Annotated in this window: 24 protein-coding genes; 20 read left to right on the top strand and 4 right to left on the bottom strand. The window is 73.7% G+C overall.

Features of this window, described 5'->3' with window-relative positions; all coding sequences use genetic code 11:
• Positions 1–21 precede the first annotated feature (21 nt).
• The 10 genes from AA0005_RS15050 to AA0005_RS15005 all read left to right on the top strand — a co-directional run bounded on the left by AA0005_RS15050 (position 22) and on the right by AA0005_RS15005 (position 9,573).
• Positions 22–699 (top strand): response regulator, encoded by a 678-nt coding sequence (locus tag AA0005_RS15050; protein WP_413450943.1) that lies wholly within the window; start codon positions 22–24, stop codon positions 697–699.
• 196 nt (positions 700–895) lie between these two features.
• Positions 896–1,765, top strand: coding sequence for a CAP domain-containing protein (locus AA0005_RS15045; RefSeq protein WP_413450942.1), 870 nt, complete (start codon positions 896–898; stop codon positions 1,763–1,765).
• 148 nt (positions 1,766–1,913) lie between these two features.
• On the top strand, positions 1,914–3,545 hold the full coding sequence (locus AA0005_RS15040; protein ID WP_413450941.1) for a TIGR04028 family ABC transporter substrate-binding protein: 1,632 nt from the start codon (positions 1,914–1,916) through the stop codon (positions 3,543–3,545).
• On the top strand, positions 3,542–4,549 hold the full coding sequence (locus AA0005_RS15035; RefSeq protein WP_413450940.1) for an ABC transporter permease: 1,008 nt from the start codon (positions 3,542–3,544) through the stop codon (positions 4,547–4,549). The genes AA0005_RS15040 and AA0005_RS15035 overlap by 4 nt, the downstream gene beginning before the upstream one ends.
• A complete protein-coding gene (locus AA0005_RS15030; RefSeq protein ID WP_413450939.1) occupies positions 4,546–5,415 on the top strand; it encodes an ABC transporter permease in 870 nt (289 codons plus the stop codon). Before AA0005_RS15035 ends, AA0005_RS15030 begins: the two co-directional genes overlap by 4 nt.
• Positions 5,412–7,025 carry a dipeptide ABC transporter ATP-binding protein gene (locus AA0005_RS15025; protein ID WP_413450938.1) on the top strand — a complete coding sequence of 538 codons (1,614 nt, stop codon included), beginning with the start codon at positions 5,412–5,414 and terminating at the stop codon, positions 7,023–7,025. Before AA0005_RS15030 ends, AA0005_RS15025 begins: the two co-directional genes overlap by 4 nt.
• Positions 7,022–7,657, top strand: a complete 636-nt coding sequence (locus AA0005_RS15020; protein WP_413450937.1) for a CMD domain protein — start codon at positions 7,022–7,024, stop codon at positions 7,655–7,657. Before AA0005_RS15025 ends, AA0005_RS15020 begins: the two co-directional genes overlap by 4 nt.
• Complete coding sequence (locus AA0005_RS15015) at positions 7,654–8,253, top strand: alkylhydroperoxidase domain protein (protein WP_413450936.1); 600 nt, start codon at positions 7,654–7,656, stop codon at positions 8,251–8,253. Before AA0005_RS15020 ends, AA0005_RS15015 begins: the two co-directional genes overlap by 4 nt.
• Complete coding sequence (locus tag AA0005_RS15010; protein WP_413450935.1) at positions 8,250–9,293, top strand: putative FMN-dependent luciferase-like monooxygenase; 1,044 nt, start codon at positions 8,250–8,252, stop codon at positions 9,291–9,293. Before AA0005_RS15015 ends, AA0005_RS15010 begins: the two co-directional genes overlap by 4 nt.
• Before the next feature lie 31 nt (positions 9,294–9,324).
• Positions 9,325–9,573: an ECF-type sigma factor gene (locus AA0005_RS15005; RefSeq protein WP_413450934.1), complete on the top strand. Its 249-nt coding sequence runs from the start codon at positions 9,325–9,327 to the stop codon at positions 9,571–9,573.
• Between the two features lie 19 nt (positions 9,574–9,592).
• On the opposite strand, the gene AA0005_RS15000 is transcribed toward AA0005_RS15005, so the two are convergent.
• Genes AA0005_RS15000 through AA0005_RS14990 form a run of 3 tightly spaced genes read right to left on the bottom strand, consistent with a single transcriptional unit; the run spans position 9,593 to position 12,467 of the window.
• Positions 9,593–10,672, bottom strand: a complete 1,080-nt coding sequence (locus tag AA0005_RS15000; protein WP_413450933.1) for a Gfo/Idh/MocA family protein — start codon at positions 10,670–10,672, stop codon at positions 9,593–9,595.
• Positions 10,672–11,703, bottom strand: a complete 1,032-nt coding sequence (locus tag AA0005_RS14995) for a Gfo/Idh/MocA family protein (protein ID WP_413450932.1) — start codon at positions 11,701–11,703, stop codon at positions 10,672–10,674. The genes AA0005_RS15000 and AA0005_RS14995 overlap by 1 nt, the downstream gene beginning before the upstream one ends.
• A complete protein-coding gene (locus tag AA0005_RS14990) occupies positions 11,700–12,467 on the bottom strand; it encodes a FadR/GntR family transcriptional regulator (RefSeq protein WP_413450931.1) in 768 nt (255 codons plus the stop codon). Before AA0005_RS14990 ends, AA0005_RS14995 begins: the two co-directional genes overlap by 4 nt.
• An 82-nt stretch (positions 12,468–12,549) precedes the next feature.
• Here AA0005_RS14990 and AA0005_RS14985 point away from each other — a divergent pair, with 82 nt between their 5' ends.
• The 8 genes from AA0005_RS14985 to AA0005_RS14950 all read left to right on the top strand — a co-directional run bounded on the left by AA0005_RS14985 (position 12,550) and on the right by AA0005_RS14950 (position 21,335).
• Positions 12,550–14,160, top strand: a complete 1,611-nt coding sequence (locus AA0005_RS14985) for an ABC transporter substrate-binding protein (protein WP_413450930.1) — start codon at positions 12,550–12,552, stop codon at positions 14,158–14,160.
• Between the two features lie 73 nt (positions 14,161–14,233).
• Positions 14,234–15,190, top strand: a complete 957-nt coding sequence (locus tag AA0005_RS14980) for an ABC transporter permease (RefSeq protein ID WP_413450929.1) — start codon at positions 14,234–14,236, stop codon at positions 15,188–15,190.
• A gap of 2 nt (positions 15,191–15,192) precedes the next feature.
• Positions 15,193–17,166, top strand: coding sequence for a dipeptide/oligopeptide/nickel ABC transporter permease/ATP-binding protein (locus AA0005_RS14975; protein WP_413450928.1), 1,974 nt, complete (start codon positions 15,193–15,195; stop codon positions 17,164–17,166).
• Positions 17,163–17,963, top strand: a complete 801-nt coding sequence (locus AA0005_RS14970) for an ATP-binding cassette domain-containing protein (protein ID WP_413450927.1) — start codon at positions 17,163–17,165, stop codon at positions 17,961–17,963. The genes AA0005_RS14975 and AA0005_RS14970 overlap by 4 nt, the downstream gene beginning before the upstream one ends.
• Before the next feature lie 75 nt (positions 17,964–18,038).
• Positions 18,039–18,965 (top strand): dihydrodipicolinate synthase family protein, encoded by a 927-nt coding sequence (locus AA0005_RS14965; RefSeq protein WP_413450926.1) that lies wholly within the window; start codon positions 18,039–18,041, stop codon positions 18,963–18,965.
• Positions 18,966–19,070: 105 nt separating this feature from the next.
• Positions 19,071–20,045 (top strand): ROK family protein, encoded by a 975-nt coding sequence (locus AA0005_RS14960; RefSeq protein WP_413450925.1) that lies wholly within the window; start codon positions 19,071–19,073, stop codon positions 20,043–20,045.
• Positions 20,046–20,060: 15 nt separating this feature from the next.
• Positions 20,061–20,741 carry an N-acetylmannosamine-6-phosphate 2-epimerase gene (locus AA0005_RS14955; protein WP_413450924.1) on the top strand — a complete coding sequence of 227 codons (681 nt, stop codon included), beginning with the start codon at positions 20,061–20,063 and terminating at the stop codon, positions 20,739–20,741.
• A gap of 42 nt (positions 20,742–20,783) precedes the next feature.
• Positions 20,784–21,335: a Uma2 family endonuclease gene (locus AA0005_RS14950; protein ID WP_413450923.1), complete on the top strand. Its 552-nt coding sequence runs from the start codon at positions 20,784–20,786 to the stop codon at positions 21,333–21,335.
• 1 nt (position 21,336) lies between these two features.
• Here the strand turns inward: AA0005_RS14950 and AA0005_RS14945 are convergent, their stop codons facing one another.
• Complete coding sequence (locus AA0005_RS14945) at positions 21,337–22,116, bottom strand: DUF1206 domain-containing protein (protein WP_413450922.1); 780 nt, start codon at positions 22,114–22,116, stop codon at positions 21,337–21,339.
• Between the two features lie 118 nt (positions 22,117–22,234).
• Between AA0005_RS14945 and AA0005_RS14940 the strand changes: the two genes are divergently transcribed.
• Entirely contained in the window at positions 22,235–22,939 is a 705-nt protein-coding gene (locus tag AA0005_RS14940) for an NADPH-dependent FMN reductase (protein ID WP_413450921.1), read from the top strand.
• A gap of 168 nt (positions 22,940–23,107) precedes the next feature.
• Positions 23,108–23,392 (top strand): HU family DNA-binding protein, encoded by a 285-nt coding sequence (locus tag AA0005_RS14935; RefSeq protein WP_139073512.1) that lies wholly within the window; start codon positions 23,108–23,110, stop codon positions 23,390–23,392.
• Positions 23,393–23,510 lie beyond the last annotated feature (118 nt).

The raw sequence follows: 23,510 nt of genomic DNA, 5'->3' as shown, positions 1-23,510 counted from the left end.
CACGCCGCCTACGATGACGGCATGCCCGACGCCCACCGGATCCTGCTGGTCGACGACGACCCGCTCGTGCGGGGCGCACTGCGCCTGCTCCTCAGCAGCGACCCGGAGCTCGAGGTCGTCGGGGAGGCCGGCGACGGCGACGAGGTCGTCGAGGCCGTGCAGCGGCACGCGCCGGACGTCGTCCTCATGGACCTGCGCATGCCACGGCTCGACGGCATCGAGGCGACGCGCGCGGTGCGCGCACTCCCGCGCCCGCCCCACGTCGTCTCCCTGACCACCTGGGACGTCGACGACGCCGTGCTCCGCAGCCTCGAGGCGGGGGCCGAGGGCTTCCTCCTCAAGTCGTCGTCCCCGGCGGAGATCATCGGAGCGGTGAAGGCCGTCGTCGCCGGTGACGCCGTGCTCTCCCCACGCAGCACCCGGCAGGTCCTCGACCACTTCACCAAGCGCGGTGACGGGCGGGCCCGGCAGCAGGCGCAGGAGGCGGTCGCGGCGCTGACCGAGCGCGAGCGGGACGTCGCCGTCGCTGTCGGTCACGGCCTGAGCAACGCCGAGGTCGCCGCCCAGCTCTACGTCTCGCCGGCCACGGTCAAGGCCCACCTCGCGACGATCCAGACCAAGCTCGGGGTGCGGAACCGCGTCCAGGTGGCCGTCCACGCCGAGCGCGCCGGGCTCCTCCAGCTCCCGCCGCGCCACTGAGGCGTTCGCCACGACGCCGTGACCGAAACGTGACATTGGGTCCGCGGCGGGGCTAGTCTCGCCGGTGTCCCGCGCTCCCTCCGCGCGGAACCCTCGGCCGGTTCCCCTCCCGCCACCTGCCGTGGACGACGATCGAGCGGCGGGTGGAGCCTCCGGCCGTGCGCCGGTGCGCCCCAGGGAGTGAGAGGGGCCATTTGTGGCCGGACACGCCCACCGCACGGCGAGCACCGTCGAGCGCCTCACCCGGCTGCTCCGACCCCGCGACTGCGTCGCGCCGGACCTCCAGCGCCGCTACCGCAGCACCCTTGCCGGCGGGCTGGCCCTCGTGCTCGTCGCCGGAGGCGCGGCGGCCGCCGTCGTCGACGACGACGACGCCACTGCCGCCCGCGCGGATCTCGCCGCCCTCGGGCTCGAGGCCGAGCAGGCCGTCGCCCCCGGCGTCACCGTTCCCGGGACCGCCGAGCTCGAGATCGCGCCGATGGACGTCGACGTCGAGCTGAGCAAGACCGACATCGCCTCCATCCCCGAGGCCCTCGCCAGCCGGCAGGCCGAGCAGGAGGCCGTCGCCGCCCGCGAGGCCGCTGCCGCCGCCGCGCGATCCTCCGCCCGCACCGCGCCGCCCGACGCCCCCAGCGGGGGCGCGGCCGCCACGCCCGCACCGGCCGCTGTCTCCGTGGGCCAGGGTGGGGAGCGTGGCGCGATCGGCGCCATGGTCAACGACTTCCGGGCCCAGAACGGCATGCACACCCTCGGCAGCGACCCCACGCTCGACCAGGTCGCGCAGGGCTGGGCCGAGTGGATGGCCGCCAACCAGACCCTGCAGCACAACCCGAACTACCGCTCGCAGATCGGCGCCGGCTGGTCCGCCGCGGGGGAGAACATCGTCCGCAACACCGGCGGCGCCTCGATGGCCCCCAGCGCCATCACGAGCTGGATGGTCGACTGGTGGAAGAACTCCAGCGTCCACCGGGCCAACATGCTCAATGGTCGGTACACCCACGTGGGCGTGGGCTACGCGATGGGCGCGGGCGGCCCCTACGCCGTCCTCCTCTTCGGCGGCCGCTGAGCCGTCTCACCGCTCGCGCCGACGAGCCCGGCGGTTCTCACGCGCTGAGATTTTCCCCGACCTCCCGGTCACACGGCGGCGGCCGACCTCCACGCTGATGGTCAAGCGTTCAACCGAACGCCCGACCATCGCCCGAGAGGACCGCCCGATGCGCACCACCCGTCGCCGCACGCTCGCCGCAGCCACCGCTGCCGCCGCGACCCTGGTCCTCGCCGCCTGTAGCGGCAACGCCGGCCCCACCACCCAGGCGGCCGCCGACGACGGCGCACCCCGGGAGGGCGGGACGCTCACCTTCCTCGAGTACCAGTTCCCCACGTGCTTCTACGCGGGCGGCTCCGGCTACTACCCGGTGGCGACGGTGCTCAACCAGATCGCCGACAAGCTCACCTACCAGGACCCCGAGACCCGCGAGATCCACCCGTGGCTCGCCGAGTCCTGGGACGTGTCCGAGGACGCCACCGAGTACGTCTTTCACCTGCGCGACGACGTCACCTTCTCCGACGGCACCCCGCTGACAGCGGAGCACGTCGCGGCGAACTTCGACCACCTCGGGCTGGGGGACGAGGAGCTCGGTCTGGCCGCCCAGGAGTTCGTCTCGAACTACGCCGGCTCCGAGGTCCGCGACGAGCACACCGTCGCCTTCACCTTCGACGCCCCCGTGCCCGGCTTCCTCCAGGCGACCTCCGTCGTCGGCGCCGCGATCGTCGGCCCCACGACCTACGAGCTGCCCTACGAGGAGCAGTGCCAGCTCGAGAACGTCGTCGCGACCGGGCCCTTCACCGTCACCGAGGTCGTCCCCGAGCAGGAGTACACGCTCAGCGTGCGCGAGGACTACGACTGGGCGCCCCCGCACCTGGAGCACCAGGGCCGCGCCTACCTCGACGAGATCCACATCGTCGTCACGCCCGAGGACTCCGTCCGGATCGGCGCCCTCACGTCCGGACAGGCCGACGCCGTGCGCTCGGTCCAGGCCTACGACGAGCCGACCATCGAGGCGGCGGGCTACCAGCTGTACGCCCCGCAGACCAACGGCGTCAGCCCCCAGATCGCGCTCCGCGCCGACAACCCCGTCCTCACCGAGCTGCCCGTCCGCCAGGCGCTGCTCAAGGCCACGGACACGGCCGCGATCGTCGACACGCTCTTCACGGAGAACTACCCGGTCGCGACCTCGCCGCTCAGCTCCGGCGCCACCGGGTACACCGACCTGTCCGACAGGCTCGCCGCGGACCCGGACGAGGCGAACCGGCTGCTCGACGAGGCCGGCTGGGAGCGCGGCCCGGACGGCATCCGGGAGAAGGACGGCCTCCGCCTGGAGCTGACGACGATCGTCGGGGCGGTCTTCCCGCTCGGCCAGGAGACCGCCGAGCTCGTCGCCCAACAGTGGGAGGCGGTCGGCGCCAAGCTCCACATCGAGCTGCCCGACCCCGCCACCGCCGTCCAGCGCCAGCAGGATCCCGACGACGTCGGGGTGCTCATCAGCCACGTCGGCCGCGTCGACCCCGATGTCCTGTACAGCGCCTTCCACAGCAGCCAGCGCGACTACCTCCTCTCCACCGACGAGACCCTCGACGGGCTGCTCGAGGAGATCACCTCCCTGCCCGGTACGGAGGAGCGCTACGCCAAGGCCGCCGAGGTGCAGGAGTACCTCGTCGACAACGCCCTCACCATCCCGCTGTACGACATGCCCCAGACCTACGCCGCCGGACCGCACGTCCACGGTCTGGGCTGGGAGCCGGTCGGACGCCTGCGCCTGTACGACACGTGGGTGGAGGAGCGGTGAGCGCCCGCTACGTCGCGGGACGGGTGGGCCAGGCCCTCCTCGTCCTGTGGGCCGCCTACACGCTGTCCTTCCTCCTCCTCGGGGCGCTGCCCGGGGACGGGATCATCATCAAGTTCGAGAACCCCGAGCTCGGCCTGAGCGCGGACCAGATCGCCGCCATCCGCGAGTACTACCGCGTCGACGACCCGCTCGTCCTCCAGTACGTCCACGCCCTGGCGGGGACGCTGCGGGGGGACCTGGGCTACTCGGTCGAGACGGCCACCCCCGTCCTCGACCGCATCTCGGCGGCCCTGCCCGCCACGCTGCAGCTCGCGTCGCTCGCCTTCGTCGTGGCCGCGGCGCTCGCCGTCGCCCTGGCGCTGGCGGCGGGCCTCTCCCGCCGCCCGTGGCTGCACAACGCGATCACCTCGGTCCCGTCGCTGTTCGTGTCCGTCCCTGCGTTCTGGCTCGGCATCGTCCTGCTCCAGGTATTCTCCTTCCGTCTCGGGTGGGTGCCGGTCATCGGCGCCGAGGGCTGGCAGGAGCTCGTGCTGCCCGTCCTCACCCTCGCGGTCCCGGTCAGCGCGCCGCTCGCCCAGATCGTCCTGCGCACCCTCGACGACGTCGCCACCCGGCCCTTCGTCCACGTCGTCGAGGCGAAGGGCGCCTCGCGGTGGTGGACGCTGAGCCGGCACACCGCCCGCAACTCCCTGCTGCCCGTCCTCACGATCAGCGGCCTCCTCGTCGCCGAGCTCATCGCCGGCTCGGTCGTCACCGAGTCCGTCTTCGGCCGCGACGGCCTGGGCCGGCTGACCAACCTCGCCGTCGCGGCGCAGGACCTGCCGGTCATCCAGGCGATCGTCCTCGTCGCGGCGCTCGCCTTCGTCACGGTCAACCTCGCCGTCGACCTCCTCTACCCCGTCCTCGACCCCCGTCTGCGCCGGGCGAGGACGACGACGGCGGAGCCACCCGCCGTCGTCGTCGCGCCCGCCGTCACCACGCCGCTGGAAGGAGCGCGGTCATGACCGCGACGACCACCCGTCCGCCCGCCGCCCCGCCGGTCACCGTCGCTGCGACGCCGGCACCCGTGGCGCGCCGGCGCCGGATCGTGCCCGTCGGGCTCGTGCTCGCGTGGGCCGTCATCGCCACGGTGCTGGCATGGGCCCTGCTGCCGGGCGTCCTCGCCCCCTTCGACGCGTACTCGAGCGTCGGTGCCGGGCTCCAGGCCCCGGGCGGCGAGCACCTCTTCGGAACGGACGCCAACGGGCGCGACCTCTTCTCCCGCGTCGTCCACGGGGCCCGGGAGTCGCTCGCCGGCGCGCTCGTCGCCGTCACCGTCGGCCTCACCGCCGGCACCGTCCTCGGGGTGGTGGCCGGGACCGTCGGCGGGATCGTCGAGGAGGCCCTCATGCGGGTCGTCGACGTCCTCCTCGCGATCCCCGGCCTGCTGCTCGCCCTCACCGTCGTGGTCCTCCTCGGCCCGGGCACCGTCAACGCGGCGCTCGCCGTCGGCGTGGGCGCGGTGGCGGGCTTCGCCCGGCTCGTGCGGGCCGAGGTGGTCCAGGTGCGCGCCACCGAGTACGTCGAGGCCGCCTACGGCAGCGGCGGACGGGTGCTGTCGGTGCTGTGGCGCCACGTGCTGCGCAACTCGTTGCGGCCGGTCGTCGCGCTCGCGGCCATGCAGCTGGGCGCCGCGATCCTCGCCCTGTCCACCCTCGGCTTCCTCGGCTACGGCGTCACCCCGCCGGACCCGGAGTGGGGGATGATCATCGCGCAGGGCCGCGACCTGCTCGCTGCCGCCTGGTGGGTGACGACGCTGCCAGGCCTGGTGATCGTCGCCGTCGTGCTCTCGGTCAACCGGGTCAGCCGCTTCCTGGGGAGCGAGCGATGAGCCTCCTCGACGTCCGCGACCTCACCGTCACCTACCGCACCCGCCGCGGCGAGCAGCACACCGCCGTCGACGGCGTCAGCCTCACCGTCGCGCCAGGGGAGGTGGTGGCCGTCGTGGGGGAGACCGGCTCAGGCAAGACGACGACGGCGCACGCCGTCCTCGGCCTTCTCCCACCCGCCGCCACGGTCCGCTCCGGGCAGGTCCTCCTGCACGGCACCGACATCCGCGGGTGGTCGGACAAGCGGCTGCAGGAGGTGCGCGGCCGACGCGTCGGCCTGGTGCCGCAGGACCCGGGCAGCTCCCTGGACCCGCTGCGGACCGTGGGCTGGCAGGTCGCCGAGACCCTGCGCGTGCACGGCGAGCGGGACGAGGGCGTGCTGCGCGCACGGGTCACCGAGCTGCTCGAGCGGGTCGGCCTGCCGGGCGCGCGCGTCGCCCGCGCCTACCCCCACGAGCTGTCCGGCGGCATGCGCCAGCGGGTGCTCATCGCCGCGGCGCTCGCCCTGCAGCCCGACCTCCTCATCGCCGACGAGCCGACGAGCGCCCTGGACGTCACCGTCCAGCGGCGCATCCTCGACCTGCTCGACGAGCTGCGCACGCAGGACGGCACCGGGGTCCTCCTCGTCACCCACGACCTCGCCGCGGCCGCCGAGCGCGCCGACCGGGTCGTCGTCATGCAGGGCGGGCGGGTGGTCGACACTGGACCCGCCGGCGAGGTGGTCGGCGCGCCACGCAGCGACTACACGCGGCGCCTCGTGCGTGACGCACCCGCGCTCAACCCGGCCCCGCTGCGCCCGGTCCCGCCGGTGCCCCCGCCCGGTGCGGTCCCGGCCGTCGAGCTGCGCTCGGTCTCCAAGGACTTCACCGGCCGCGGCGGGCAGCACGTGCGCGCCGTCCACGACGTCAGCCTCACCGTGCCGGCCGGGACGACCCACGCCGTCGTCGGGGAGTCCGGTTCGGGCAAGTCGACGACGGCGCGCATCCTCCTCGGGCTGGAGACGGCGACCAGCGGCACCGCGCTCGTCCACGGCACCGACGTCGCCTCGCTGCGCGGCGAGGTGCGCCGCCAGTGGCGCCGGCAGGTCCAGCTCGTCTACCAGAACCCCTTCGGGTCCCTCGACCCCCGGATGACCGTCCTCGACATCGTCACCGAGCCGCTGCGCAACTTCCGCCTCGGCGGCCGGCGGGAGCGGCGGGCGAGGGCGGCGGCGCTCCTCGAGCGCGTGGCCCTCGGCCCCGAGCTGCACGGGCGCCGGCCGCGGGAGCTCAGCGGCGGGCAGCGCCAGCGTGTGGCGATCGCCCGGGCGCTCGTGCTGGACCCGGGCGTCGTCGTCCTCGACGAGCCGGTGTCGGCGCTCGACGTCAGCGTGCAGGCACAGATCCTCGACCTGCTCGCCGAGCTCCAGCGCGAGCGCGGCCTCACCTACCTATTCATCTCCCACGACCTCGGCGTCGTCCGCCAGGTCTCCGACACCGTCACCGTCATGCAGCGCGGCCGGGTCGTGGAGAGCGGCACCACCGCCGATATCTTCCACGCACCTCGGCACGAGTACACCCGCGAGCTGCTCGACGCCGTCCCCGCCGTCCATGCCACCAGGAGAGAGCCATGACCCACGTCCTCGACCACACCCGGGCGCCCGCCGGCACCGCCGACGTCCTGCGCGAGCTCGCCGGGATCCCCGCCGGCGGCGCCGTCGACGCGCTGCGGGACCTGCGGCCCGCCGCACGGGAGAACGCGCAGCTCACCTACCGGCTGCTCTTCGCCCCCGAGGACGACGGCGAGCTGTCGGTCCTCGACCGGCTCGCGGTCGCCGTCTTCGTGGCGGAGCTGCACCGCGACGAGCGGGCGGTCTCCCACTACCGGCGAGCGCTGCTCGCGGCCGGAGGCTCCGACGCGCTTGCGGCGACGCTCGCGGCGGAGGCCGGGACGGCCGCCGTCGACGGCCCGGTGGGGACGTACCGGGAGCCGGGGCTGGCCGAGGAGTCCGTCCCCGTCGAGGGGTACCGGGTCGTCGCCCGGGAGGCGCTGGGGGAGCGGCTGTCCGCCGCCCTCGAGCACACCCGGCTCCTCGTCCTGCACCCCCGCGACGCCCGCCCGGACGTACTCGAGCGACTCCTCGCCGCCGGCTGGACGGTGGACGCGACCGTCACCCTCTCCCAGCTCGTCGCGTTCCTCGCCTACCAGCTGCGCGCCGCCGCCGGCCTGTCCGTCCTCCACGCCACCCCGGGAGCCCCGCGATGACCCACCCCGAGCTCGACCGCCCCGAGGCCTTCACACGCGAGCCGCTGGGCTGGGTGCCCTGGCTTGAGCCGCTCGCCACGGAGGAGCTCACCGAGCGTCACTACGCGGGCCTCGTCGAGCGCGGCCGGGCGGACTTCGCCTACTTCCGGCTGCTCGCCCGCGACCCCGAGCTGCTCGGGGCACGCACCCGCCTGGACAACGACATCTTCTACACCGAGGACGGCGGCCTGCCCCGCGCCGAGCGCGAGCTTGCGGCGGCGGCGGCCTCCCGCGTCAACGGCTGCGTCTTCTGCGCCTCCGTCCACGCGCGGGCCGCGGCCCGGCTCGCCGGACGTCCCGAGGACGTCGACCGTCTCCTCGACGAGGGGACGGGCGCGGCGCTCGGCGAGCGGTGGGAGTCGATCGTCGCCGCCGCCGAGGCACTGACGGCGACGCCGGTGCGCTTCGGTCCCGGCCACGTCGAGCGGCTGCGGGCGGCGGGCTTGGGCGACGACGAGATCCTCGACGTCATCGGCGGGGCCGCCTTCTTCAACTGGGCCAACCGGCTCATGCTCTCCCTCGGCGAGCCCGAGGTCCCCGCGAGGAGGCGCTCGTGACCCGCCCCCAGCTCGGCTTCTTCACGCGGGTCCTCGACGACGCCCCGCCGGCGGAGCGCTACCGGCTGGCCCTCGAGCAGGTGCGCGCCGCGGAGGACGCCGGCCTCGACGCCGTCGCCGTCGCCCAGCACCACTACGACGGCAGCGAGGGCGGCCTGCCCTCGCCCCTCGTCCTGCTCGCCCACGCGGCGGCGGTGACGTCCCGGGTCCGGCTCACCACCGGCGTCATCACCCTCGCGCTCGAGGACCCGGTGCGCGTGGCGGAGGACGCCGCCGTCCTCGACCAGCTGAGCGGGGGACGGGTGGAGCTGGGCCTCGCGTCGGGAGGGTCACCGGACGCCTTCGCCGCCGCCGGCCTCGACTTCGCCGACCGGCACGCCGTGTTCACGGCCAAGCTCGACCGGCTCGAGGCGGCGCTGCGGGGGGAGCCGCTCGCGGGCGGGCGCCCGCTGTACCCGCCGGGCGGGACGCTCGCCGACCGCGTGTGGATCGGGACCTTCTCCGAGCCGTGGGCCGTGGAGGCGGGGCGCCGGGGCTACGGGCTCATGCTCTCGCGCACCCAGCCGCGGCCCGCGGACGAGCCGGACCTCGGCCTCGGGTCCCTCCAGGAGCGGCTCGTGGACGCCTACCTCGAGCACCTGCCCGCCGGGGTGGCGCCGCGGGTCAGCGTGGCCCGCACCGTCGTCGTCACCGACGACGAGCGGCGGGCCGCCGAGCTCGCCGAGTCGGGCCTGCGGCGGGTCGCGCCGCTCGTCGGGCGGATGACGGGACGGTCCGTCGCGGGCCTGTCGACGGCCGAGCTCGTCGCGGCGACCGACTCGCACGTGGGGACGCCGGCAACCGTCACTGCCGGGCTGCTCGCCGACCCGGCCGTCGCGCGGGCGACCCACCTGTCCTTCCAGGTCCACTCCGTCGACCCACCGCACCCCGAGGTGCTCCGCTCGGTCGAGCTCCTCGCGGCGGAGGTGGCCCCGGCGCTGGGCTGGACGGCACATGAGGCGACGAGGGTGCCGGAGGCGGCCGGCGTCAACCTGGGTTGACGAGCCGGTTGCGTCAACGTAGGTTGACGGCATGACCGGTCCCGAGGAGGTCACCATGAGTGCGCTCGCCCTGTCCGCCGACGACGACGGCGACGTCGTCACCGCCCTCCACGCCCTCGCCGAGCTGCGCCGTCAGGCCGACCGGCGCGAGGCCCTGCTCGTGCGGCGGGCCCGTGCGAGCGGGCTCACCTGGGCCGAGATCGCCGTCCTGCTCGGGGTCTCCAAGCAGGCCGTCCACAAGAGATACGGCGGGCCCCGGCGGGAGGCGCGGCGCGACTGAGCGCGCCCCCCGCCGGGCCTCAGCCCGCGAGGTGCGGACCGGCGGTGGGCGCCGGCGGTGCGGCGTGGCTGAGCGCGACGACGTCGCCGCTGCGGGCCGAGCGGTAGGCGGCGTCGATGACGGCGATCGCGTCCCGGGCCTCGTGCACCGTGTAGTCCGGGACCTCGCCGGCGAGCAGCGACTCGACGACGTGGTGGAGGTAGCGCTCGAGGGCCACCTGCCCGGCGTCGGCGACGAGCGCCCCTGCGCCGTCGGGGCCGAAGAGGGCGACGGCCGGCTTGTCGTCGTCGGCGACCGCGTGGCCGTGCGAGCCGAGCAGGCGCAGCGAGCTCGTCGTCGGTGTCGTGCCCGGGGCGAAGGGGACCCGCCCCAGCGTCACCGTGGCGGTGACCCCGCGGTCGAGGAGCAGGCTGACGACGGCGCTGTCCTCGACGTCGTGCTCGGCGTGGAGCTCGGAGAACAGCGCGCCGGTGAAGGCGTGCACCTCGAGCACCGGCAGGCCGGTGAGGTAGCCGATGGCGTCGACGCAGTAGCCGAGGAAGTTGAGGACCTCCCCGCCGCCCGACAGTGCCGGGTCGACGACGAGCTCGGGCCGCTCGACCGAGGTGGCGAAGTGCGCACCCGAGGCGAGGAACTCCATGTCGACGTGCCGCGGCAGGCCGACGTGGCCGGCGTCCACCCAGGCCCGCGTGCGGCGCAGGGCGGGCGCGTGGGTCCGGTTGACGACGGCGCACACGCGCCCGCTCGCCTCCGCGGCCGCGACGAGCGCGTCGGCGTCGTCGAGCGTCGTCGCCACGGGCTTGTCGACGAGGACGTCGACGCCGGCGAGCAGCGCCGCGAGGGCGAGCCGCGCGTGGCGGGTGGGCGCGCCGCAGACGACGACGAGGTCGACCCGCTGCGGGTCGAGGATCTCCTCGACGACCTCGGTGTAGCGCACCCCGGCCCGCTCGGCCGCGGCGCGGGAGTCGCCGCGCACCCAGTCGGGCGCCGAGGGCTCCTCGGCCACGGCGACGAGCTCCACCCGCGGGTGCTGCCCGAGGATGCGGAGGTAGTCCGTGGCGTGGCGCACCGCGGACAGGACACCGACTCGCAGCACCATCACTGGACCTCCTCGACGACGGCGGCGGCCCCCACGACGGGGTCGCCCTCGATCTCGGTGACGTGGACGCGCCGGCCGGTGACGAGCGAGCGCTGGGCGGCGAGCGCGCCCGCGAGGGTGGCCCGCACCTCGTCGGCCCGGACGAGGGGCTCGGCTGCGCCGGTGACGACGTCTGCCCAGTGGGCGAGCTGGTCGCGCAGCGCGCCGTCGAGGGACAGGGGAGCGGGGCGCGCGGCGTCGGACGTGAGGCCCGGCTCGTTCTCCGTCGTGTGGCTCAGCGTGCCCCCGGTCCCGACGAGGACGACGCGGCGGAGCATGTCCCCGCGCTGGCGCAGGGCGTAGCACAGCTCGAGCGTGGCCAGCGAGCCGTCCGCCGTGCGCAGCTGCACCTGGAAGGAGTCGGGGGACTCCATGTCGGGGGAGAAGGTCCGCACCCCGCGGGCGAAGACCTCGGTGGGGGCGGACCCGAGGAGCCAGGTCGCGGCGTCGACGATGTGGGTGCCGTTGTGCACGGGGTGCCCGCCGGAGAGCGTCGGGTCGAGCTGCCAGCTGCGCCACCCGCCGGGCCACGCGTGCCCGGTGTACCAGGTGATGTGGAGGAGCCGGGGGTCCCCGATGCTCCCGCCCCGGGCGGCCGCGGCCAGGCGGCGCACGGCGGGCTGGAAGCGCACCGTCTGCCCCACCATGAGGCTCGTGCCGGCGGTCGCGTCGACCATCGCGTCGAGCTGGGCGAGGGACAGGGCCGCGGGCTTGTCGACGTGGACGTGCTTGCCGGCCCGGCCGGCGGCGATCGTCCACGGCGCGTGCCCGGGCGTGGCGTTGACGACGTCGACGGCGGCGACGTCCGGGTCCGTGACGGCGGCGCGGACGTCGGTCGTGGCGCGCGCGCCGACCAGGCTGGCCAGCTCCTCCGCGCGGGCGAGGTCGCTGCCCGCGACCCACGCGACCCGCAGCCGCGGCACCTGCCGCAGCGCGAGGAGGTGCTCGCGGGCGAAGGCGCCCGTCCCGACGACGGTGACGAGCGCCGTCATGCCTGGTCCTGGCCGGTGGCCGGGGTGCGCGCCGGTCGCACTCCCTCCAGCGTGCGGACGATCGGCTCGTAGTGGCGCCCGACCGAGGCGATGAAGGCCTCGGCGTCGCCCTCCTCGGCGGCGCGGAGCATGTCCCCGTGCGCCATCGCCGTCTGCACCATGTCGGCCGAGGGGCTGACCCCGAGGCTGGGCATGACCGCGGTGTGGACGTCCCAGAAGGCGCCGACGAGCTGGCCGACGAGGACGTTGTCGATCCGGGCGAGGAGGGAGGTGTGGAAGGCGCGGTCCTGGGCGGGGAACATCTCCCCGCGGGAGGCGATCGCGACCATCTCGTCGACGAGGTCGTGCAGGTCCTGGTTGTAGGTGCCGCGCAAGCTCGCCGTCACCTGCTGCGCCATCGCCATGTCCAGCGCCTGGCGCACCTCGACGATGTCCCGCAGCGCGCGCAGGTCGTCGCCCGGGATGAGCACGCCGCGGAAGACGAGGGACTCGACGAGCGCGTCCAGGCTCATGTCACCGACGAAGGTGCCGTGGCCGTGGCGGACGGTGACGATGTTGAGCGTCGTCAGCGTGCGGACCGCCTCGCGGACGTTGGACCGGGACACCCCGAGGAGGTCGCAGAGCTCGGACTCCGTGGGGAGGCTGTCCCCGGGCTTGAGCCCGTTCGCGAGGATGAGGTCCTTGATCTTGTCGGCCGTTGTCGGCCGCCTCCCCGCGGACCCGTGGGCGCTACCGGTCGATCGTGACCGTGCCGTGATCGCCATGCCTTGACCTTTCGCCGTCGCTGAGTCTAGGGTCACCCTACTACGTCAGACATCAGACGTCATCTGTCTCATAGGAGAGCTCATGCGGACACCATCCTTCACCCGCTCGCGCCGGACGGCTGGCATCACCGCCGCCGTCCTCGCCGGCGCCCTCGCCCTCACCGCGTGCGGTGGCGGCGACGCCGACGAGCCGGCGGGTGACGCCTCCGGCTCGCAGGCCCCCGCCGGAGAGATCGACCCCGACGCCATCATCGAGGCGGGCATCTCGTACCCGCTCAGCGGCGGCTTCGACCCGATGACGACCTCCGGCGCCGTCACCGTCGCCGCCAACTGGCACACCCTCGAGGGCCTCACCGAGCTCGACCCGGTGACCCGCGAGGTCTACGCCGCCCTCGGTGCGGACCTGCCCGAGCAGATCGACGACACCACGTGGCAGGTCACCCTCCGCGACGGTGCGGTCTTCCACAACGGCGACCCGGTGACCACCGAGGACGTCGTCTACAGCTTCGAGCGGGTCATGGACCCGGCGAACAACTCCCTCTACGTCAGCTTCATCAACTTCATCGAGTCGGTCGAGGCGGTGGACGAGAGCACCGTCCAGATCAACCTCGCCCACCCCTTCAGCCTCACCCCCGAGCGCCTGTCGGTCGTCAAGATCGTCCCGCAGGCCGTCGTCGAGGCCGACCCGGAGGCCTTCAACGCGCTGCCCACCGGCACCGGTCCGTACGTCATGACCTCCGCCACCCCGGACGACGCGATCACCTTCGAGCGCTTCGACGACTACACCGGCCCGCGCCCGGCCCAGGCCGCCGGCATGAACTGGAACCTCCTCTCCGACGCCGCCGCGCGCGTCACGGCGATGAGCTCGGGCACCGTCCACGCCATCGAGGACGTCCCCTACATCGACCTGCCGTCCCTCGAGGGCCAGGTCGACGTCGAGTCGGTCCAGTCCTTCGGGCTGCTCTTCATGATGTTCAACACCGACCTCGAGCCCTTCGACGACGTCCGCGTGCGCCAGGCCTTCCACTACGCGCTGGACCTCGAGTCGATCATCGAGACCGGCATGCTCGGCAACGCCACCGCCGCGACGAGCTTCCTGCCCGAGGACCACCCGAACTACAACGAGGCCGCGACGGTCTACTCCTACGACCCCGAGAAGGCGCAGGAGCTGCTCGCCGAGGCGGGCGTCGACTCCCTCGACATCACCCTCCTCACGACCGACACCGGCTGGGTGGCCGACGTCGCGCCGCTCATCAAGGAGGACCTCGACGCCGTCGGGATCAACACCACCCTCGACATCGGCCAGTCCGGTGGTCAGTACACCAAGGTGGACAACGGCGAGCTCGAGGTCATGGTCGCCCCCGGTGACCCCTCGGTCTTCGGCAACGACCCCGACCTCCTCATGCGCTGGTGGTTCGGTGACAACGTGTGGCCCACGGACCGCTACCGCTGGGACGACACCCCCGAGTACGCCGAGCTGACCTCGATCCTCGACGAGGCCGTGCGCACCGAGGGTGACGAGCAGCAGGAGCTGTGGAACTCGGCCTTCGACCTCATCGCGGAGCAGGCCGTGCTCTACCCGCTGTTCCACCGTCAGCTGCCCACCGCGTGGAGCAGCGAGGACCTCGTCGGCTTCGCCCCCGTGCCGCTGACCGGGCTGTCCTTCCTCGACGTCGGCGTCGTCGCCGAGTGATCGTCCGGTGCGGCGGCCGGGTCCCCCCGGTCCGGCCGCCGCACCGCCCCCACCTACCTAAGGAGCCCAGAGCGTGACCGCACTGCTGCGCCTGACGGGCCGGCGCCTCCTCCAGCTGCCCGTCATGATCCTGGGCATCACACTGCTCGTCTTCGTCGTGATGTCCTTCTCGCCGGTCGACCCCGCGATCAACGCCCTCGGTGAGGGCGCCTCCGTCGAGGCTCGTGAGGCGTACCGGGAGGCCAACGGCCTCAACGAGCCGCTGTGGACCCGGTACCTGCTCTTCCTGGGTGGGCTCCTCCAGGGCGACTTCGGCACCTACAGCGCGCGGCAGGCGCCCGTCATCGACGAGATCGTCCGCGCCTTCCCGATCACCCTGCAGCTGACCTTCCTCGGCCTGTCGATCGGCATCGTCGCGGCCTTCGTCCTCGGCGTCGTCGCCGCGCTCTACCGCGACCGCTGGCCCGACCAGGCGATCCGCCTCCTGTCGATCGTCTCGCTCGCCACCCCCTCCTTCTGGCTCGCCGTCCTCCTCATCCAGGGCTTCACCCTCGGCCTGGGCTGGCTGCCCGGCTCCGGGCCGCTGCCCGACTTCGGGGACGATCCCGGCGGCTACCTCGCCCGGATGGCGCTGCCGGCCTTCGCCGTCGGCCTCCCGCTGTCCGGCTCCCTCACCCGCGTCGTGCGCACCGCCGTCGTCGAGGAGCTCGACAAGGACTACGTGCGCACCGCGATCGGTGGCGGCGTCAGCCGCCTTGAGGTCGTCGGGCGCAACGTCCTGCGCAACGCCCTCATCACCCCGCTCACGGTGCTCGGCCTGCGCATCGGCTACGCGATGGGCGGCGCCGTCGTCATCGAGGTCATCTTCGCGCTGCCCGGCATGGGCACGCTCATCCTCTCCGGCGTCACGGCCAACGAGCCGAACATCGTCCAGGGCGTGACCCTGACCGTGGCGCTCGCCTTCGTCATCATCAACATCGTGGTCGACCTGCTCTACCTGCTCGTCAACCCGCGGATCAGGACGGTGTGACCGTGCGACGCAAGCTCACCGAACGCCTCTCCCAGCCCGGCCTGCGCCTGGGTGCCCTCCCCACCGGCGCGAAGATCTCCCTCGGCGTCGTCCTCCTCGTCGCCCTCGCGGCGATCCTCGCCCCGATCGTCGCCACCCACGACCCGCTCGCCAGCGGCGCCCCCGTGCAGCCGCCGGGCGGCGAGAACTGGTTCGGCACCGACCGCCAGGGCCGCGACATCTTCTCCCGCGTGATCTACGGCGCCCGCTACTCCCTCGTCATCGGCCTGGGGGCCACGCTCGTGGCGCTCGTCGCCGCGGCGGTCCTCGGCTCCCTGGCCGCGACGACGGGCAAGCGGTTCTCCGAGGTCATCATGCGGGTCATGGACATCGTCATGTCCTTCCCCGGTATCGCCCTCGCCGCCGTCTTCGTCAGCGTCCTCGGCCGCTCGCTGCCGGTGCTCGTCCTGACGATCGCCTTCCTCTACACGCCGCAGCTCACCCGCGTCGTCCGCGCCAACGTGCTCGCGGCCTACGGGGAGGACTACGTCGCCGCGACGAAGGTCATGGGCGCCTCGACGCCGTGGATCGTCGTCAAGCACGTCGCCCGCAACACGATCGCGCCCGTCATGGTCTTCGCGACCGTCCTCGTGGCCGACGCGATCATCTTCGAGGCCTCGCTGTCCTTCATCCAGGCCGGCGTGCCGGACCCGGACCCCTCGTGGGGCAACATCATCGCCGCCGGCCGTGACCTCGTCATGAGCGGCTACTGGTGGGCGACCTTCTTCCCGGGCCTGGCGATCATGATCACGGTGCTCGCCCTCAACATCTTCTCCGAGGGCCTCACCGACGCGATGGTCGCGCCCAAGGCCGCCGGCAAGGGCCTGAGCACCCGCGACGAGGTCGCCGCCCCCGCGCGCGCCGCCGCCGCGACCCACGCCCCGGCCCCCGGCACCTCCCTCGAGGAGCAGATCGCCAAGCTCCGCGAGGTCGAGCTGCTCCGCGACGACCGCCTCGTCTACGACCGCGACGAGCCCCCGCTGCTCGAGGTGCGCAACCTGTGCATCCGCTTCCCCGAGCGCCACGGCGACGTCAACATCGTCGACAACGTCTCCTTCACGGTCCGCCCCGGGGAGACCATGGCGCTGGTCGGCGAGTCCGGCTGCGGCAAGTCGATCACCGGTCTGACGATCATGGGCCTCATCGACCGCGGCGCCGAGGTGAGCGGCGAGATCCTCTACAAGGGCAAGGACCTGCTGACGATGTCGGCCAAGGAGCGCAACGCGCTGCGCGGCCACCACATCGCGATGGTCTACCAGGACGCGCTCAGCTCGCTCAACCCCTCGATGCTCATCCGCACCCAGATGAAGCAGCTGACCAAGCGCGGCGGGACCCGCACGGCGGAGGAGCTCCTCGAGCTCGTCGGCCTCGACCCCGAGCGCACCCTGGGCAGCTACCCGCACGAGCTCTCCGGCGGCCAGCGCCAGCGCGTGCTCATCGCCATGGCGCTCACCCGCGACCCGAGCCTCATCATCGCCGACGAGCCCACGACGGCCCTGGACGTCACCGTCCAGGCGCAGGTCATCGACCTGCTCAACGAGCTGCGCGAGAAGCTCGGCTTCGCGATGGTCTTCATCAGCCACGACCTCGCGCTCGTCGCCGAGCTCGCCCACCGCATCACCGTCATGTACGCCGGCCAGGTGGTCGAGCAGGCCCCCACCCGGGACCTGCTCACCGAGCCCGTCCACGAGTACACCCGCGGCCTCCTCGGGGCGGTGCTGTCCATCGAGTCCGGTGCCGACCGCCTCCACCAGGTGCCCGGCACCGTGCCCTCCCCGCGCGACTTCCCCAAGGGCGACCGCTTCGCGCCGCGCTCCTCGCGGCCCGACGTCGGCCTCGACGAGAAGCCCGTGCTCCGCCGCATCGAGGGCACCGAGCACTACTACGCCGCGCACGTCGACGACGCGCCGGTCCTCACGACGGGAGCCCTGCGATGAGTGACACGACCCCGGTCATCGAGCTGCGCGACGTCCGCGTCGTGTACTCCTCCCGCACCGGCACGCTCTTCAAGCCGGTCAAGGTCAAGGCCGTCGACGGCGTGAGCCTCAGCGTCATGCCCGGCCGCACCCTCGGCATCGTCGGGGAGTCGGGCAGCGGGAAGACGACGACGGCGCGCATCCTCCTCGGCCTCGAGCAGCCGACCTCCGGCGAGGTGTTCTTCAAGGGCCGTCTCACCGGGAAGCGCAACGCGCGCCAGCGCAAGGAGATCGGGCGCGTCGTGTCCGCCGTCTTCCAGGACCCGGCCACCGCGCTCAACCCGCGCATGGTCATCCGCGACGCGCTGCGCGACCCGCTGGACGTCCACGGCATCGGCGGCGCCAAGGAGCGGGTGGAGAGGGTGCGCGAGCTCATCCAGCTCGTCGGCCTGCCGACCTCCGCCCTCGACATGCTGCCCACCCAGCTGTCCGGCGGTCAGCGCCAGCGCGTGGCGATCGCCCGCGCCCTCGTCCTCGACCCGGACGTCATCGTCGCCGACGAGCCGACGTCGGCCCTCGACGTGTCGGTGCGCGCGCAGATCCTCAATCTGCTCGCCGACATCAAGTCCGAGCTCGGGCTGGCGATGGTCTTCATCTCCCACGACATCCAGACCGTGCGGTACGTCTCCGACGACATCGCGGTGATGAACCGCGGCCGGCTCGTCGAGCACGGTCCGGCGGAGGAGGTCTTCAGCAACCCCGAGGACGCGTACACGCGGACCCTGCTGGGCGCCGCACCGTCCCTGCTGGCGGGGTGAGCAGTCCGCCGTACCGCCCCCGCTGACCCCACCGAACCACCCGCGGCCCGCGCCGCACCCGAATGGAGCACTCCCGTGACCACCACCCGCTTCCGCGGCATCATCCCCCCTGTCATCACCCCGCTGACCGCCGACGGCGAGGTCGACACGACGACCCTCACCTCCGTCGTCGAGCACCTCGTCACCGAGGGCGTCGACGGCGTCTTCGCCCTCGGCTCGACCGGTGAGGTCGCCTACCTCGACGACGACCAGCGCGACACCGTCGTGCGCACCGTCGTCGCCGCCGTCGCGGGCCGCGTGCCCGTGCTCGTCGGCGCGATCGACACGACGAGCGGGCGGGTCGCCCACGCCGCCCGCCGGGCCGCCGCGGCCGGCGCCGACGCGATCGTCGCCACCGCCCCGCTCTACGCGATCAACGACATGGCGGAGATCGAGCGCCACTTCCGCGCGGTCGCCGCCGCGACCGAGCTGCCGCTCTTCGCCTACGACATCCCCGTGCGCGTGCGGACCAAGCTCCCCGCCGACCTCCTCGTGCGCCTCGGCAGCGACGGCGTGCTCGCCGGCGTCAAGGACTCCTCGGGCGACGACGTCGGCTTCCGCCGCCTCGTGGCCGCCAACGCCGCCGCCGGCCACCCGCTGGCCGTCCTCACCGGCCACGAGGTCGTCGTCGACGGGATGCTCCTGCTCGGCGCCGACGGCGTGGTCCCGGGCCTCGGCAACGTCGACCCGGGCGGCTACGCCCGCCTCTGGCAGGCCGCGCAGGCCGGGGACTGGACCCGCGCCCGCGAGGAGCAGGACCGGATCGCCGCGCTCTTCGAGATCGTCTTCCAGGCGCAGGGGCGCTCGGGCGACGCCGCGGGCGTGGGTGCCTTCAAGACGGCCATGCACCACCTCGGCCTCATCCCGAGCGCGACGATGGCCTTCCCGGTCGAGCCGCTCGACGAGGCGACCGCCGCCCGCATCGCGGCCATCGTGGACGCGACCATGCCCGCCCGCGTCTGAGGACTACGCTGCTGCGCCGACGGCCGGAGAGTCCAGCTGTCGGCGCACAGGGGAGTGGATCCGCGCCGAGAGCTGGACGTCCGGGACATGGAGAGAGGACCACACGTGAGTGACATCGTTGTCGGGGTCGACCTTGGGGGCACGAAGACCGCCGCCGCCATGGTGAGCGCGGACGGGGCGCTCGGACCGGTCCGCTCGGTGCCGACCCCCGCGAAGCTCGGTCCGGACGCGGTGCTCGACGCCGTCGCCGGCCTGGTCCGCGAGGTCGTCGCCCACGGCGGCCCCCTCACCGCACCCGACGGCACGGAGCTGGGCGGCCCCGTGACCGTGCGTGGGGTCGGGGTCGGGTCCGCCGGCGTCGTCGACACGACGACGGGCACGATCCTCTCGGCGACGGACTCTTTCCTCGGCTGGCCGGGCACCGACGTACGCGGCGGCCTGCGCGCGCGCCTGGCCGACGTGCTCGGCGCCGGGCCGGTCACCGTGGAGAACGACGTCGACGCGCACGCCGGGGGAGAGGTGTGGCTCGGTGCCGCGGCCGGGGCGGACAGCGCCCTCATGGTCGCGGTCGGCACCGGAGTGGGCGCGAGCGTCGTCCTCGGTGGGCGGCCGCTGCGCGGGGCGCACCACGTGGCGGGGGAGATGGGCCACCAGCCCAGCCCCGACGCTGCCGGCCTGCCCTGCGGCTGCGGGCGCCCCGGCCACCTCGAGGCCCTCGGCTCCGGACCGGCGCTCCACCGCCACTACCTGCGCCTGGGCGGGGACGCCGCCGTTGCGGACACCCGCGAAGTCTGTGCCCGAGCCGCCGCCGGCGACGAGCTCGCCGCCCGGGCCGTGCGCGAGTCCGCCCGCGCCGTGGGCCGGTCGGTCGCCGGCGTCGTCACCGTGCTCGACCCGGCCGTCGTCGTCCTCGGGGGCGGCATGAGCCAGGCGGGGCCGCTGTGGTGGGAGCCCATGGAGGCCGCCCTGCGCGAGGAGCTCATCGAGCCGCTCGCCGACATCCCCGTCCGCCCCTCCGCGCTGGGACCGGTCGCCGCCGTCCTCGGCGCGGCCCGCACCGCGATCGACGTGCGCGCCTGACCGAAGGAACCCCACATGTCACCGATCCTCGAGCGGCTGCGCGGCCGCCTCATCGTCTCCTGCCAGGCCTACCCCGGTGAGCCGCTGCGCGTGCCGGAGATCATGGAGCGCATGGCCCAGGCCGTCGTCGCCGGGGGAGCGGCCGGCCTGCGGGCGCAGGGGCTGGAGGACATCCGCCTCATCGCCGCGTCCACCGACGTCCCCCTCACCGGGCTGTGGAAGGACGGCGAGGACCCCGTCTTCATCACTCCCACCCTCGAGCACGCGCTCGCGGTGGCCGAGGCGGGCGCGGACATCGTCGCCCTCGACGGCACCCGCCGTCCCCGCCCGGACGGGCGCACCCTCGCCGAGACGATCACCGGGCTGCGCGAGCAGCACCCCGAGGTCCTCGTCATGGCCGACTGCGGCAGCCTCGACGACGCCCTCGCCGCGGAGGACGCCGGAGCGGACGTCGTCGGCACCACGCTCGCGGGCTACTCCGGTGAGCGCGAGAAGACCAAGGGCCCCGACGTCGAGCTCATCGACCAGATGGTCGCCCGCTGCCGACGGCCCGTCGTCGTCGAGGGACGCGTGCACACCCCCGCCCAGGCGCGGGACGCGATCGACCGCGGGGCCTTCGCCGTCGTCGTCGGCACGGCGATCACGCACCCGACGACGATCACCAGCTGGTTCCACGAGGCGGTCACGGCGGGGTAGCAGGTACTGACAACGGGGCGGTCGGGGAGCACCATGGGCACCATGACGGTCATGCCGCGCACGGGCGAGGAGTGGACGGTCGATGACCTCGACCGGATCCCCGAGGACGGCCTGCAGTACGAGCTGCTCGACGGGCTCCTCCTCGTGACGCCGGCTCCGGTGCGCGTGCACCAGCGTGCGATCGGCAACCTGCACCTCCTGCTCCGGGCGGCCTGCCCGCCCGGATTCGAGGTGCTGCTCGCGCCCTTCGACTGGCGGCCGGACCGCCGGACGTCGCTCCAGCCGGACCTCCTCGTCGTCCGCGACGACGACCCCGGCACCAAGAACGTCACGAAGCCGCTCGCGCTCGCCGTCGAGGTCCTCTCGCCGTCGACGCGCCGCAAGGACCACGTCCTCAAGCGCTCGAAGTACGAGGAGGCCGGCGTCGAGTCGTACTGGCTCGTCGACCCGCAGGAGCCGGGCATCCTCGCGCTCGACCTCGTGGACGGCCGGTACGTCACGGCCGCCGAGGTGGTCGGCACGGACACGGCCCACCTGCGCCTGCCCTTCGCCGTTGACGTCGTGCCGAGCGCGCTCGTCGCGCCGCCGGGGTAGCTCAGACCCGGGCGTGCTTCGCGCGCCCGAAGGAGTAGACGCCGTAGGCCGCGATACCGAGCCCGACGGCGCTGAGCAGCCCCGTGCCCAGCGGCAGCTCGAGCAGCGTGCGCAGCGCGCCGTCCAGGCCCTGCGCCTCCTCGGGGTCGTTCTGCACGGCGGCGACGACGAAGAGCACCCCGACGATGCCGAGGGCCACGCCCTTGGCGACGTAGCCGACCCTGCCCGCGACCGTGACGGCCCGGCCCGGGTTCTCCCGCAGGTCCTCGAGGAACCTCTCCCGCCACCCCTTGACCACGTGGTAGCCGCCGACGACGACGACGCCCACCCCGACGAGCCCGACGGCCACCTGCCCGAGCGGATGCTCCATGATCCGCGCGGTGAGGCTGGTCGTCTGCTCGTCGCCACCGCCAGAGCTCTGCCCCGTGGCCGTCTGTGCCGCCAGCCCGGTGAGGACGAGGTAAGTGACGGCCTTGCCGACCGACTTGAGCCTGTCCGTGGTCTCGGGCGTGGTCACCGCTGTGGCCACCTGCCACAGGGTGAGGAGGGCGAAGCCCACGACGATCACCCACAGGAGGACCCCGCCCACGGGCGTCTCGGCGAGCTGCTGCAGGGCGCCGGACTGGTCGGCCGACCCGGAGCCGCTGCCCCACGCGAGGGTCACCGCGGTCCACCCGAGCACGAGGTGGAGGACCCCGCTGGCCGCGTACCCGAGCCGCGCGCCGGTCGTGAGGACGGGACTGTCGTCGAGCTGGTCCGCGGTGCGGCGCACGGTGTTCATGCGCCACACCCTGCAGGAACGTGCCCCGCCGTGCGACCGCTGGGACAGTGCCGGAGGTCCCGGCCGGGCACGTGCCGGACCGGATACCGTGGCCGCTGTCCCAGGTCTAGGAGCACTGATGATCCGACTCGCCGTCCTCAACGCCGCGACGAGCCCGAACCGGCTCGGCAACCACATCACCGACTGGGTCATCGACCGGCTCGGCACCAACCGTGCCTTCGTCATCGACCGCATCGACCTGCGCGACGTCGGGCTGCCGCTCTTCGACGAGCCGGACCTGCCCCGCTACGGCCACCACCGCCACGAGCACACCCGGCGCTGGGCGCGCCGCATCGACGCCGCCGACGCCTTCGTCGTCGTCAGTCCCGAGTACAACCGCGGCTACTCCGCGCTGCTGAAGAACGCGCTGGACTACCTCGTCCAGGAGTGGGCCTTCAAGCCGGTCGGCATCGTCAGCTACGGCTCGGGCATGTCCGGCGGGCTGCGCGGGGCGGAGGCGCTGCGCACCGTGCTCAGCGCCCTGCAGATGTACCCGGTGCGCGAGATGGTCGTCGTCCCCTTCGTCACCGAGGCCGCCGTACGGGAGGGCACCCTCGAGGCCTCCACGGGGATGGTCGAGGGGATGGAGCTCATGATGGACGCCCTCGTGCGGATGGACGCCGCCATGCACCTGCTCCGCGCGCCGGACGAGGAGCTGGGCGACCAGCAGGGCGAGCAGGCGGGGCGCGACGGCGGGGAGACCCGCTGGCAGCCGCGTGATTCCGGGACGGAGGCCGGGTGGAGCGCCACGGCCGCGCTCGAGCGGCCGCCGGGCTTCGTCTGAGGGGCGCCGCAGGCCGTCACACCCACCCCATCCGCCCCACGGGGAGGCGAAATCCGCGGGGACACGCCGAAAATACGGCGCGTGAAGGCGACAACGGCCGCCCCGACGCCGTAATGTCTGCCCCGTCGCACCCACAAGGGTGTGCACGCCGACTGAGAGAGGGATTTCATGTCCGTCAACCGCACCGAGCTCGTCGCCGCCGTGGCCGAGCGCTCCTCGCTCACCAAGTCCCAGGCCGACGCCGCTCTGTCGGCGCTGCAGGACGTGCTCGTCGAGTCCGTCAGCAAGGGCGAGGCCGTCAAGATCACGGGCCTGCTGTCCGTCGAGCGTGTCGAGCGCGCCGCGCGCACCGGCCGCAACCCGCAGACCGGCGCCGAGATCCAGATCCCCGCCGGTTACGGCGTCAAGATCTCCGCCGGTAGCGCCCTCAAGAAGGCCGTCTCCAACAAGTGACGTCCTAGCGACATCACCGCAAGGCGGGCAGGACGGGCAACCGTCCTGCCCGCCTTGCTGTCTGCCTGCTGTCCACGGGCCGGGGGTCCCGGCCGGGGCGTCCCGGGTCGCCTAGGCT

The organism is Georgenia phoenicis, from assembly GCF_047302425.1.
Taxonomy (GTDB): domain Bacteria; phylum Actinomycetota; class Actinomycetes; order Actinomycetales; family Actinomycetaceae; genus Oceanitalea.
This window is presented reverse-complemented; position numbering and strand designations above follow the sequence as displayed.